This is a genomic window from Actinomycetospora callitridis (genome assembly GCF_028737265.1).
GTDB lineage: Bacteria > Actinomycetota > Actinomycetes > Mycobacteriales > Pseudonocardiaceae > Actinomycetospora > Actinomycetospora callitridis.
The window spans coordinates 561,654-574,473 of record NZ_JAQZAK010000002.1 but is presented as its reverse complement, the minus strand read 5'-3'; the positions used below and the strand labels follow the sequence as shown (position 1 = coordinate 574,473).

General features: G+C 74.7%; 8 protein-coding genes. All 8 read right to left on the bottom strand.

The window, feature by feature from the left end:
- Window positions 1-106 precede the first annotated feature (106 nt).
- The 8 genes from PH191_RS08630 to PH191_RS08595 all read right to left on the bottom strand — a co-directional run bounded on the left by PH191_RS08630 (window position 107) and on the right by PH191_RS08595 (window position 12,607).
- On the bottom strand, window positions 107-2,263 hold the full coding sequence (locus tag PH191_RS08630; protein ID WP_274194210.1) for a heparinase II/III family protein: 2,157 nt from the start codon (window positions 2,261-2,263) through the stop codon (window positions 107-109).
- Between the two features lie 133 nt (window positions 2,264-2,396).
- Window positions 2,397-3,569 carry a glycosyltransferase gene (locus tag PH191_RS08625; protein WP_274194209.1) on the bottom strand — a complete coding sequence of 391 codons (1,173 nt, stop codon included), beginning with the start codon at window positions 3,567-3,569 and terminating at the stop codon, window positions 2,397-2,399.
- Window positions 3,547-4,749 carry a glycosyltransferase gene (locus tag PH191_RS08620; RefSeq protein ID WP_274194208.1) on the bottom strand — a complete coding sequence of 401 codons (1,203 nt, stop codon included), beginning with the start codon at window positions 4,747-4,749 and terminating at the stop codon, window positions 3,547-3,549. The genes PH191_RS08625 and PH191_RS08620 overlap by 23 nt, the downstream gene beginning before the upstream one ends.
- A gap of 19 nt (window positions 4,750-4,768) precedes the next feature.
- The gene (locus PH191_RS08615) at window positions 4,769-5,887 is read right to left on the bottom strand and encodes a glycosyltransferase family 4 protein (RefSeq protein ID WP_274194207.1); all 1,119 of its coding nucleotides are present in this window, start codon (window positions 5,885-5,887) and stop codon (window positions 4,769-4,771) included.
- Window positions 5,884-7,467 carry an O-antigen ligase family protein gene (locus PH191_RS08610; RefSeq protein ID WP_274194206.1) on the bottom strand — a complete coding sequence of 528 codons (1,584 nt, stop codon included), beginning with the start codon at window positions 7,465-7,467 and terminating at the stop codon, window positions 5,884-5,886. Before PH191_RS08610 ends, PH191_RS08615 begins: the two co-directional genes overlap by 4 nt.
- Entirely contained in the window at window positions 7,464-9,968 is a 2,505-nt protein-coding gene (locus tag PH191_RS08605; RefSeq protein ID WP_274194205.1) for a hypothetical protein, read from the bottom strand. The genes PH191_RS08610 and PH191_RS08605 overlap by 4 nt, the downstream gene beginning before the upstream one ends.
- 136 nt (window positions 9,969-10,104) lie before the next feature.
- Window positions 10,105-11,301, bottom strand: a complete 1,197-nt coding sequence (locus PH191_RS08600) for a glycosyltransferase family 4 protein (protein ID WP_274194204.1) — start codon at window positions 11,299-11,301, stop codon at window positions 10,105-10,107.
- The gene (locus PH191_RS08595; protein WP_274194203.1) at window positions 11,282-12,607 is read right to left on the bottom strand and encodes a nucleotide sugar dehydrogenase; all 1,326 of its coding nucleotides are present in this window, start codon (window positions 12,605-12,607) and stop codon (window positions 11,282-11,284) included. The genes PH191_RS08600 and PH191_RS08595 overlap by 20 nt, the downstream gene beginning before the upstream one ends.
- Window positions 12,608-12,820 lie beyond the last annotated feature (213 nt).

Below are 12,820 nucleotides of genomic sequence, written 5' to 3'. Positions count from 1 at the left end.
CCCGGGACCGGACGATCCCGCGGCGCCGCGCCCGGCACGGACGTGGCACCCCATCGTATCGGGGCCGGGAGGACGCTCCCGGATCCCGCGGTGTGCCCCGCGCCCGTCAGGGGGCACCGACGACCGTCTCCCGCGGGCCCGAGGTGCCGCGCCACCGCACGCGGACCGTGCCGTCGGCACCGGTCTCGATCGCCGGGGCGTCGACGTGCTCGGCCGCGCCCGCGGCCAGGAGGGTGGCGACGACCACGGGTCCGGCGACCGGGGCGACCTGCGCGCCGACGAACCAGCACGGCCGGCGCGCCTCGAGGCGGTCGGACCACCAGCCCAGCTCGCCGGCCCCCTCGTCGCCCCCGTACAGGCGCCATCCGGTCAGCGGTGCCGTCGCGGCGGTGAGGATCCGCAGGACCGCGTCGCCGCCGCGGCGGGCCACGACGGTGGTGCCGTCGGTGGTGTCGTCGGCCCTCTCGTCGACCGTCAGGTCCGGGTGCAGCGGCCACGTGGTGCGGGCGGGACAGGCCTCGCTGAGCACATCCACCACCAGCACCACGTCGTCGTCCGGCGGGGCGTCGACGACGCGGCGGTGGGTCACGGGCGACGGCAGGCGCCGGTAGCCGTCGTGCTCGGCGTCGACGCGCCCGGCGGGGAGGTCGACACCGTGCACGCGGACCGTCGCGTGCTCGGTCCAGAGGAACGGTCCGCCCATCACCGACTGGTCGGCGTCGTCGACGGCGACGGTGGCGTGCGCGCGGGTGCTGCGGTGCGCGGTGCGCCACTGCGGGTGGGCGAAGTAGCTGCCGGTGCCCGGGTCGCCGACGAGGTCGTGGCCGTCGACGGCGAGCCCGACGGCCAGCGCGTCGGCGTGCCCGTGGGCCGCGATCGCCAGGTATCCGAGCGGGCCGACGTCGACGGTCACCCGGCGCCGCCCCGTGCGCAGGATCACCAGTCCGCCGTCGGGGGCGTACGCGGACCCGGGCTCCCAGGCGAGGTCGGCGCGGGAGTCCGCGCCCAGGCGGGTCGCGATCCACGCCGAGGTGAGGTCGGTCGTGCCCGCGCGGCGGGCGGCCGGGAGGCCGGTGAGGGCGGCGGCGAGCGCGAGGTGCGGGCGGACCTCGCGGGTCGGGGCCGGGTCGAGGCGCAGCGCGAAGCCCTCGTCGTCGTCACCCGTGCGCGGGGTGGGGTCGTCGGTGCCGACGAGGTCGGCGAGGTGCGCCGCCGACCGCCCGAGCGCCGCGAGCAGCGTCCCGTCCGGCGGCGCCGGGACGTGCGCGGGCCGCAGGCGGCGCAGCAGCGCCACGACGGCGAGCAGCTCGGCGGTGAAGACCTGGTAGCCGACGGCCTGCTCGGCGCCCACGCCGTCGGGGAGGATCTGGCGGTCGGCCTCGACGGCGAGGGCGGCGACGGCGTCGCGCTCCCAGCGCGCCGATGCGGCGAGCTCCGGCAGCAGGATCGCCACCGTCGCGAGGCCGGCGAGCTCGCCGACGAGGTGGTTGTTCGCCGAGCTGTGCTTCGAGCGGTCGCGCCAGCAGCGCCGGGCGCCGGCGGCGAGCATGCGCACCGCCCGGGCGTAGCGCTCGGGGGTCAGCGCCGGGTGGTCGGCGAGGCCCTGGAGGGCGACGAGCACCGAGATCGCCCGCACGCCCACCTCGAACGCCCCGCGCCAGGCGATGCCGCGCCCGGGCGGGTTGGCGGTGATCCAGGCGTCGAGCTGGTCGAGGGCCTCGGTGCCGTAGCGCTCGTCGCCGGTCAGGAGCCAGGCCTGGGCGAGCCAGGGGAGGTGCTGGAGCCGGTTGAGCTCCCAGATCCACTTGGGGTCGCCGTGCCCGGCGCGGTGGTTGATCGCGTGCGACGGCAGATCGGGCCAGTGCACGCCCGAGAGCGGGTCGTACGACCAGTCGATCGGGCCCGGGTAGTGGGCCTCGGGGTGCGCGAAGAACGTGAACCGGTGCTCGAGGACGCGGTCCGCCGCGGCGAGCAGCTCCTTGACCGCCCCGGGGTGCGCGGCGGCGACGGTGGCCGCGGTGTCCCGGTCGAGCAGGACGGGGCGCCCGGTGTCGGCCCGGAAGTCGCCGAGCAGGGCCGCCCAGTCGGGGTCGGCGCGTCCCAGCAACGTGGCGTCGTCAGGCTCGCGGTCCCCGGTGACCCGGCGGGCGGCCGTCGCGCCGACCGTCAGCGCGCGGTCCGCGACCTCGCGCGGGCCCATCGACTGCAGCCGCCGGGCGTACCAGGTGAGCTTGGCCGGGGCGAGTGAGCGCAGACCGGGCATGGGGAAACGGTAGGCGGAGCCACGAACGTGGTCCCGTCGGGGCCCCGAGCGGCGTGATCAACGGGGAGTTCGCGCGCTTAGAAGCAGCGAACCGCCCGTTCGCTCCAAACCGGCCGTTCGCCCCAAGACCCCGCTAGCGCCGGGCCACCGACTCGACCATCTCGGTGAACGCCGCGGCGGTGTTCTCGACGGTGAACTCGGCGCGGGCACGCTCCTGCGCGCGACGCCCGAGCTCGGCGCGCAGTGCGGGGTCGTCGGCGAGCCGCGCGAGGCGCTCGGCGAGCCCCTCGGCGTCGCCGGAGGGGACGAGGAAGCCGTCGACGCCCTCGGTGACCTGGTCGCGCAGCGCGCCGACGTCGGTGGCCACCACCGGCAGCCCCGCGGTCATCGCCTCGATCACCGAGATCGGGACGCCCTCGTGCACCGAGGACAGCGCGAACACGTCGCCGCCCGCGAGCAGGCGCGGGACGTCGCGGCGCAGCCCGAGGAACGTCACCGCCTTCTCCAGGCCCCGCTCCGCGACGAGCGCCTCGAGCTCCTCGCGCCGCTTGCCGTCCCCGACGACGACCAGCCGGAGGTTCGGGCGGTCGGCGCGGGCGATCGCGTCGAACATGACGTCGTGGGCCTTCTGGCGGCTCAGCCGCGCGACCATGAGCACCACGACGTCGTCGTCGGCGACGCCCAGCTCGGCGCGCACCTCGGCGCGGCGCCCCGGCGGCACGGGCTCGGGCGCCGGGATCCCGTTGGGGACGACGTACTCGCGCGCCCGGCTGCGCCAGGAGGCGCCGACGCCCTCCTCCTCGTGCAGGTAGCGGCCCTGGCTGGGGGCGAGCAGCGCCAGCCCCGAGCTCAGGAACAGCGTCTCGACGACGTACCGCGGCAGGACGCGGGACCCGACGCGGGTGAGGTCCATGTCGTGGGCGGCGACGACCGACCGGGCCCCCGCCAGGACCGCCGCGATCCGCGCGAGCGTCAGCGCCGCGCGGTGGTGGTGCGAGACGACGACGACGTCGGTGCGGCGGCGCCGGAAGTGCGCGGCGAGCCGGGGGATGCGGCCGAGCCCGGCACGGTCCAAACGACCCCCGCGGGGCAGCGTCGTCACCCCGTCGGTCACGGCGCGGAAGTCGTCGGCCAGCGGTCCGGCCTCGCGCAGGCAGACGACGTCGGTGACGACCCGGCTGGGGTCGAGGTGACCGAACGTGTTGCGCAGGACGGTCTCGGCGCCGCCGACCGCGGCGACGTCGAGGACGAGGGTGACCCGGACCGGCCCGTGCGGGCCGGCCTCAGCGCCCGGCGGCGAGGGCATCGGTCTCCCGCACGGGGCGCCCGGCGGTCTCCTCGATGACGGCCTGCGCGCGGTCGATCGAGCGCCGCAGGGTGAACTCCTCGCGCACCCGGCGGCGGCCCGCGAGCCCCATGGCGCGGGCGCGGGCCGGGTCGCCCAGCACGTCGAGGAACGCGGCGGCCAGCGCCTCGGGGTCCTCGCGGGGCACGACGCGGCCGGTGACGCCGTCCTCGATCATCTCGGGCACCCCGCCGACCGCGGTGCACACCGCCGGCAGCGAGGCGCTCATCGCCTCGAGCACCGACATCGGGAAGCACTCGACGGTCTTGCTGCTGAGCGTGAAGACGTCGAACACCCGCAGCAGGCGCGGCACGTCGTCGCGGTGGCCCAGGAACAGCACCCGCTCGCGCAGGCCCAGCTCGTCGACCAGCGCCTCGAGGCGGGGGCGCTCGCGGCCGTCGCCGGCGAGCAGGAGCTTCACGTCGGTGCGCGCGTCGGCCACCCGCCGGAAGGCCCGCAGCAGCGTGGCCTGGTCCTTCTCCGGGCGCATGACCGCCGCGGTGCCGATGACCAGCTCGTCGTCGGCGATGCCCAGCTCGTGCGCGAGCGTGGTGTCGCGGCCCGAGGCCTCCGGCGTCGTGAACCCGAGCTGGGTGCCGTTGTGCACGATGCGGACCTTGTCGGCGTCGTGGCCGAGCTCGCCGGTGATGTAGGGCGTCTGGGCGTGGGCGACGCCGTAGACGGCGTCGGTGACCTTGGCCAGCACCCCGTCGACGGTGCGGCGCAGGCGGCTGTGCGGGACGACGTCGCCGCAGTTGTGCACCCACACCGCGAGGCGCGGCACACCGGCCAGCACGCCCGCGATGCGGCCCAGGGTCTCGGCGTTGAAGCCGCGCAGGATCACGACGTCGGGACGCTCGCGGCGCAGGTGGCGCACGAGGTCGACGAGCAGGCCGGGCACGTTGCGCTTGCCGCGGTGCAGCTCGACGGTGGGCAGGCCGGCGTCCCGGACGGTGGCCAGGTCGGTGCCCGGGCCGCCCTGCTGCTGGAGACAGAGCAGCGAGCCGGCGAAGCGCTCGGGGTCGAACCCGGTGAGCAGCGTGGCGACGTGGCGCTCGGCCCCGCCGACGGCCATGTGCGGGACGACGAACAGGACCCGCAGCGGGCCCTCGGTCTGCACCGGACGTCGGGGCCGTCTCACTGCGTGACCGTTCCGTCGATCATGTACCTGAGCGTAGCGAGGGGGACGACACGGGCCCCCGAGCCCTCTGTCCGCGCCCGGACAGGACCTCGTGATAGATGCCCTCGATGCGCGCCGCCACGGCGTCGGCGGCGAACTCGGCGCGGGCCCGGGCCGCACCGGCCTCGCCCAGCGCCCGCCGGCGGCCCTCGTCGGCGAGCAGGTCGCCGAGCGCGTCGGCGAGTGCCCCCGCGTCGTGCGACGGCACGAGCAGCCCCTCGACGCCGTCGGAGACGATCTCGGGGATCCCGCCGACCCGCGTCGCGAGCACGGCGAGCCCGCGCGACATGGCCTCGAGCACGACCATCGGCTGGCCCTCGTTCTCCGAGGGCAGCGCGAGGACGTCGGCGTCGGCGAGCAGCTCGTCCACCTGTGCGGTCGAGAGCCAGTCGTGCACGGTCACCGAGTCGGCCACGCCCAGCTCGCGGGCCGTCGTGCGCGCCCGCTCGTGCTCGCCGTCGCCGGCCATCGTGAGGTGGCCGCTGCCCGCGCCGACCTTGGCCCAGGCCTCGAGCAGCGCGAACGCGCCCTTCTTGTCCCAGATGCGCCCGAGGAACACCACGTGCGGCGCCGCGCCCGCGGGCCGCCGGGTGACCGGGGAGATCGGGACGGGGTTGGGCAGCGAGGTGAGGCGGGCGCCCGGGGCGATCGCGGCGAGCCGGCTGCGCATCAGCTCGCCGAGCGCGATCACCACGTCGGCGCGCGTCAGCGTCGCGGCGATGACCCGGCGCAGCGGCGCGGGCGCGCGGTCGTGGAAGAGGTGGAAGCGCCCCGAGTGCACGTGCAGCACCACCGGCACGCGCAGCAGGTACGCGAGCCAGGCCAGCGCGGCCTTGCGCACGAAGCTGCCGGCGGACGACATGTGGATGTGCACCAGGTCGGGCCGGCGCAGCATCATCTCGGCCGTGTAGCGCCCGAGGCCGCGGGCGAACGTCAGCGCCTTGGTCGCCGACGAGCCGTCGCGGTGCGTGGCGACGTGCCGGACGCCCCACCGCTCCCAGAGCCCCGTGGCCGACAGCGTCCGCACGCAGGTGGCGATGCCGCCCTGGGTGGTCGTGCTGGTGGAGACCCAGAGGGTGCGCGGCGGACGACGCGTCACGGGGCCCCCACGAGGCCACCGCGCCCCCGGGTGTCGCCGGGCTTGCCGGCCTCGTCCCGCGGGTGCGCGTCGTACCAGGCCGAGACCTCGTCGGGCGTCATCCCGCCGGGCAGTCCGCCTCCGGCCGCGCCCGGGCGGGCGGTGAACCGGTCGGCGTTGAAGCGGTCGAGCTGACCCACGACCATGCCGGCGTAGAGGAACGGGATCATGCTGGCGAAGTCGAGGACGCGCAGGTCGACGGTGATGCCGTTGACCACGAGGACCGTCATCGCCATCCCGCCGACCAGGGCCAGCGGGGCGCCGAGGAACGTGTCGCGCGGCAGGTCGTGCATCGCCCGCCACAGCGCCCAGAACACCGTCACGAGGATCGCGAGCCACATGAGCAGGCCCGGGATGCCGAGCTCGGCGCCGATCCCCAGCTCGTTCTCGTGCGAGATGATGCCGAGGCCGCGGTTCCAGTCGATCTCCTGCGACCACGTGACGTGCTCGTAGGTGTTGTAGACCTGGAAGCGGCCGATGCCGATGCCGACGAACGGGTGCTCGCCGATCGCGCGCAGCGACGTGGCCATGATGTTGAGCCGGTCGTAGACCTCGTTCGACGAACCGACACCGCCGGCCGACCGGTCGCTCGAGAAGAACGTCGACGCGTTGGCCCCGACGGCCGCGAGCCCGAGCAGACCCGAGACGACGAAGGCGCGGCGCCACCCGGCGGCGAAGACGATGCCGAGCCCGACCACGACGACCAGCGCGAGCAGCGCGGCGCGGGTGTGGGTGAGGTAGACCGAGTAGGCGAGGATCCCGGCGAGGGCCCACAGGCCCCAGCGCATCCACTTCTTGGTGTCCGGGCGCGACGCCAGGAACAGGCAGACCACGAACGCGATGACCAGGATCATCCCGTTGACGACGGGCTGGTTGAACACCCCGTTCGCGCGGCCCTTCCAGTTCGGCGAGTCGACGATGTACGACGGCCAGACCAGCGACTTCGGCCCGTGGAACTGCAGGATGCTGACCCACGCCGAGTAGGCGCCCATCGCGACCGTGGTCCACAGCAGATAGCGCACGGAGCGCTCGTCGTCGAGGACGCTCTTGGCGACGATGTACACCACGATCGGTAGCAGGACACCGCTGAAGATCCAGCGCCAGACGTCCACGGACGCGCCGGTGACCGGGTCGATCGCCTCGTACTCGTGCGGCAGCCACATCGAGAGGACGTTCCAGACGACGTAGACCGTCATCAGCCACTCGATGACCCCGAGCCGGGGCATCTGCTTGGCGCGCTGGGCCACGGCGAGCGCGAGGGCGAGCACCATCGCGTAGAACGCCGGGGTCAGGGCCTCCATCGAGACGAACTCCTTCTGCGCGGTGCGCAGGAAGCTCGAGACGAACACCAGCAGCAGCGCCAGCAGCGGGTTGCTCAGGGCCAGCAGGCCCACCCCGGCCCCGACGGCCAGCGCCGCCAGCAGGATGCCGACGTCGTCGGGCGCCGCGAACGCGAGCCCGAGGACGCCGACGACCGTGATGGCGCCGATGACCAGGTCACGGCGGGACGAGGCGCGGAAGCGCCCCGGGAGCAGGCTCACTTCTCCGTGCGCAGCGTGACCGTGGGGGCGGAGAGCCCGCCGGCCTGCTGCGCGCTCGGTGCCGCGCTGTCCGTGCCCTTGGCGGGGCCGCTGTCCTTCGACGACGGCGAGCCGCCGTTGCCGTTCGGGGCCGCGCCGGAGGCGCTGGAGGAGAACCGCGCCGTGCCGACGCGCTTCGCGCCGGGGGGCGAGCTCGGCGACGCCGACGCGCTCCCGGCCTTCGCGCCGGACGACGTCGCCGGCTTCGGCGCCGAGGTGGCGGGCCGCGCGGACGCGGAGGGCTGCCCGTTCTGCGGGGCGCCCTGCTGGCCCCCCTGTTGGCCGCCCTGCTGGCCGCCGGTGGGCTGGGGGCCCTTCGGCTGCGGGCCGGCGCCGACGCCGGGCTTCGGGCTCGGCGAGGGCTTGACGCCCGAGCCGCGGCGGGTGTGCACGCTGACGCCGGGCGCGCCCTCGGGGCCCGACGGCGCGGGCTGGCCGGGAGCGCCGCCGGGGGCCGGCTTCGCGGGAGCGGCCGACGCCGACGGCGACGACGCGCCGGAGGCGCCACCGGCCGAGGGGCCCGTGCCGGGCTTCGAGCCGCCCTGGGGGCCGCCGGAGCGGTCACCGGGCTGCCCGGCCGACGGGGCACCCGGCTGGGCACCCGCCTGGCCGGCGGGGGAGGGCTTCGCGGCCGGGGACGGCTTCGCGCCGGAAGCGGACGTGCCGCCCGCCGGCTTGTCGTCCCGGCGCTCCTCACGCCGCGGCGCGGGACGGTCGACGGGCGCGCCGTTGGTGCCCTTCGGGGCGGAGTTCCCGGCGCCTCCGGAACCGCCGGCCCCGCTGCGCACCGCGGTGCCGTTGGTGGGCTTCGCGGCACCGTTCACGGGGGCGCCGTTGGCGCCCTCCGGGCCGCCCGAGGCCGAGCCGGCCGCGGCACCCGCCGCTGCTCCGGCGGCGCCGGCGCCCATCGCGGCGCGGGCCTCCTCGAGCTTCTCGCGGGAGATCGGGGCCGTGCGGTCGGCCGGCGGGACCTGGGCCGGGCGCCCGGGACCGGGCTGGCCGGCGGGCACACCCGGACCACCGGGGCCACCGACGGGCGCCGGGCGGGCCTGCGGCACGGACGGACCGGCCGGCAGGCGCACCGGCGACCAGGACCGCTCGGCGAGGAAGCCGGGGTCGACGAGCTGGCTCGGGTTGCGGACGAGCACGACACCGAGGGCGGTGCCGCCGGCCTGGGCCAGCGCCTCGAGCGCCGCGGAGGCGTCGCGGGAACGGGTCTCGCCCTCCTCGACCACCAGCAGCGAGCGGTCGGCGGCGGAGCAGACGACCTGGCCCTCGACGGACTGGACCGGCGGGGCGTCGATGATCACCAGGTCGGCGAGCATCGAGCCCTGCTGGAGCAGGCGGGAGACGTGCGAGCGGGAGAACAGCGCGAACAGGTCGTCGCGCTTGCTGCCCCGCGGGGACACCAGCAGCGCGCGGCCGTTGGAGAACACCTTGCCGTCGAGACGGCTGTCGCCGCGCTCGGCGAGGAAGTCGGCCACACCGGACATCGAGGCGAGCTCCGACGAGCCGCCGGCGTCGCTCTCGAAGTCGGCCTGGACCAGAAGCGTCGTCTGGCCCTGCAGCGCGCGCAGGCCGGCGAGCGCGACGGCGACCCGGGTCTTCGAGGCGCGCGTCGTGGTGGGGCCGGTGATCGCGAGCGAGCCCGGCACGGGCATGCCGTGCGCGTTGGTGAGGCCCATGAGCGCGCGGAGCATCTCGTTGCGGGCGTTCTCACCGGACTTGCGCTTGCCGCCGACGGCCGCGAGGACCTGGAGGCCGAGGCGGTCGCGGACCTCGTTCGGGGTCACGATGCGGTTCTCGAAGCGGCCGAGGGCCATGGCCAGCAGGGCGCCGAGGAGCAGACCGCCGACCAGGGCGGCGGCGGCGTTGCGGCCCGCGTTCGTGGGGTTGGCGACGACGCCGGCGTTGAGCTGGAGGTCCTGCAGCTGGTTGGTGCTCTGGCCCTGGAGCTCGCTGATCTGGCGCTGGAGCGTGCTCACCTGGGCCTGGTCGCCGGTCCGCTGGGCCGTGGCGAGCTGCTGGTTGAGGTCGGCGAGCTGCCGGGCCTGCGAGTCCCCGCCGAGGCTGGAGTTGACGTCGTCGCGCAGGGCGACGGCCATCTTCGTCGCGGCGTCCGAGGCGACCTCGGGGCTGTCCGCGACGGCCTCGATGTAGACGATCGGGCTGGCGGCGGCGATGCGGGCGTTGAGGCCCACCGAGGAGTCGATACCGGCGGTCTGGCGCAGCTGCTGCTGCGACGACGCCTGGTTGAAGTAGTCGGCATAGCCCTGGGCGAGGACGGTGTCCTGCTCGGGCGCGCGGTCCTGCGAGACGATCGTCAACGCGGACCGGCCGGTGTAGGTCGATCCCTGCAGGAGCGAGGCCCCCAGCGAACCGGCCGCTGCCACGATGCCGATGATCAGGATCAGCGCCCACCGGCGGCGGATGCGATCCCACTGGATCTGGAGCGGGCTCATGACGTGCCTTTCCTCGGGTCCTCGGCGTGTCGCTCGGAGCGGCTACCTGCCGGCATCCTAATGTCGAGCGTCGGAGTCTCAGACGTGCTTCGCCCGTCGGAGCGCCTTCGCGCGGGGTCGGCGGCGTGGTTCATGCTCAGCGACCTCGCGTGGCCGATTCGTACGCGGCCAGCAGTTCCTTCTCGGAGTTCGTCCACGAGAGCGGCCCGGAAACCCGTTCCACGCCGATCTCGCCCATCGCCCGGCGGCGACGGGGGTCGTCGAGCAGCTCGGACACCAGGCCCGCGAACTCGCCGACGTCATTGGGGCGGGCGTAGACCGCCGCCTCGCCCGCCGAGACCCGCGCCTCGACCAGGTCGAACGACACCACGGGCCGCTCCATCGCCATGTACTCCATGATCTTGTTCATGGTGGACACGTCGTTGAGGGGATTGCGCGGGTCCGGGGCCAGGCACACCGACGCGGTGGACAGGTGCCGCAGCACGTCCTCGTCGGAGATGCGCCCGGTGAACGTGACGCGGTCGTCGAGCCCGTAGGCGTGGGACAGGGCGACGACGTCGTCGAACGCGTCGCCGGTGCCCATGAAGACCGCGTGCCAGTCGTCACGGCGCTCGGCGAGGTCGGCCAGCGCGCGGATCGCGTAGTCGACGCCGTCCTGCGGGCCCATGACGCCGAGGTAGCAGAGCAGGTGCTCCTTGCCCCGGGCCAGCGCCGGCTCGGCGTCGCGCAGCCGGAACCGTTCGACGGCCGGCGCGCTGCGGACCACGAACGTGTCCTCGACCGGCACCCGCCCGCGGCCGGTGGCCACGGCGCGGTAGCTCTCGTTGGTGGCGATGACGGTGTCCGCGGTGCGGTAGGTGCCCCACTCCAGCAGGCGCATCGCCCAGTACATCGAGTCGCGCTTCTCGCGGAAGCGTGAGAGGTAGAGCTCCGGCACGAGGTCGTGCTGGTCGAAGATGATGCGGGCGCCGCGGGCCTTCGCGCGCAGCGCGGGGAGGAACAGCAGGTCCGGCGGGTTGCACAGGTGGACCACGTCGACCGGCGCGCGCTTCTGGATGCGCTTGATCAGCCGGTTCGTGTGCCAGAGGGCGGTGCCGTACTCCTTGAGGTAGCCCTGCGGCCCCCCGGTGGCGGCCACGAGGGGGTAGCGGTGGATCCGGACGCCGTCGATGACGACCTCGGTCTCGGTGTCCCGCTTCGTCCCCAGCGGGCAGATCACCTCGACCTCCCAGCCGTGGCCGGTGAGGGTCTGGCACTCCTGCCAGACCCGCCGGTCGAACGGGACCGAGAGGTTCTCGACGACGATCAGGGCTCTACCAGGCAAGGCCGACATATCCTTCCTGTTGGCGACGCGCCGCCGCGTCCGGGAGCCGGACGAGGTCGATGACGGGCACGGGGGTGCCGTGGCCGAGCGCGGTACGGACGTCGTCGTCCGCCTTCCCGACGACGAGCACCTCCGCGTGGTCGACGACCTCGGCGACGGTGTCGACGAGGAGGTCGCGCAGGTGCGGCAGGTGGGCCTCGATGAACGCGCGGTTGGCCCCGAGCAGCGCCGACTCGACGACGGCGGGGTCGTAGATGCGCAGGTCGTAGCCCTTGCCGAGCATCCGCTCGCAGAGCTCGACCAGCGGGCTCTCGCGCAGGTCGTCGGTGCCGCCCTTGAACGCGAGGCCGAACACGCCGACCCGTCGCTTGCCGGTGGCCGCGACGTGCTCGAACGCGCGCTGGATGTGCTCGTCGTTGGACGGCAGCACGTTCTCGAGGATCGGCACCCGGACGTCGTGGCGACGCGCGGCGTGCACCAGCCCGCGCAGGTCCTTGGGCAGGCACGAGCCGCCGAACGCGAAGCCCGGGCGCAGGTACGCCGGGCTGATGTTCAGCTTGGTGTCCGACAGGAAGATTTCCATGACGTCGTGGGAGTCGACGCCGAGCTCGCGGGCCAGGGCGCCGATCTCGTTCGCGAACCCGATCTTGAGTCCGTGGAACGTGTTGTCGACGTACTTCGTCATCTCGGCCACCGGCGGTTCCACCCGGAACTCCGGGGCCCCGAGGCCGGCGTAGAGGGAGAGGACGGCGTCGCCGCTGGCCGGGTCGAGCTCGCCGACCACGGTCTTGGGCGGGTCGTAGAAGTCCTTGACGCTCGAGCCCTCGCGCAGGAACTCGGGGTTCACCGCGACGCCGAAGTCCTGGCCCGCGATGAGGCCCGAGGCCTCCTCGAGCAGCGGCACGAGGACGCCCAGGCACGTGCCGGGCAGCATCGTCGAGCGGAAGACCACGGTGTGGCGGCCCGCGCTGTCGTCGCGCGTCGCGAGCGCGCCGCCGATCTCCTGCGCGGCGCGCTGCAGGTAGGTGGTGTCGAGGCTGCCGTTGGACGCCGAGGGCGTGCCGACGCACACGAGCGAGAGGTCGGTGCCGTGGACGGCGGTGGCGACGTCGTCGGTGACCGTCAGCCGTCCGGAGGCGACGACCTCGGCGATGATCTCGCCGATGCGCTCCTCGACCACCGGGGTGCGACCCTCGCCGATCATCGCGAGCTTGGCCGGGTTGACGTCGACACCGACGACGTCGTGGCCTTCCGTGGCGAGGCAGGCGGCGCTCACCGTGCCCACGTAACCGAGACCGAAGACACTGACCTTCATCGCAGGGGGTCCTCGCAGAAGGGTCGGGGTCGCGGCGGGCCGTTGGGGAGCGGATCCGCGCGCCGGGGCCTTTCCACGGTACCGAGGCGTGTCCGGGCCACCGCCGTCGGGCAGTGGACCCGGTCCCGTTGCCGAATCTCCGCTCACCGTTCCTGAAGACGTCCGGGAGGGCCGGAGGTTGAGTCGCGGGTCGGCCCCGATGGGGGAACTGCA

Bases quoted from the DNA above. Each gene is read 5' to 3' on its own strand.
- PH191_RS08605 (WP_274194205.1), bottom strand. From the start codon at position 9,968: ATGAGCCCGCTCCAGATCCAGTGGGATCGCATCCGCCGCCGGTGGGCG.
- PH191_RS08630 (WP_274194210.1), bottom strand. From the start codon at position 2,263: ATGCCCGGTCTGCGCTCACTCGCCCCGGCCAAGCTCACCTGGTACGCC.
- PH191_RS08600 (WP_274194204.1), bottom strand. From the start codon at position 11,301: ATGTCGGCCTTGCCTGGTAGAGCCCTGATCGTCGTCGAGAACCTCTCG.
- PH191_RS08625 (WP_274194209.1), bottom strand. From the start codon at position 3,569: ATGCCCTCGCCGCCGGGCGCTGAGGCCGGCCCGCACGGGCCGGTCCGG.
- PH191_RS08595 (WP_274194203.1), bottom strand. From the start codon at position 12,607: ATGAAGGTCAGTGTCTTCGGTCTCGGTTACGTGGGCACGGTGAGCGCC.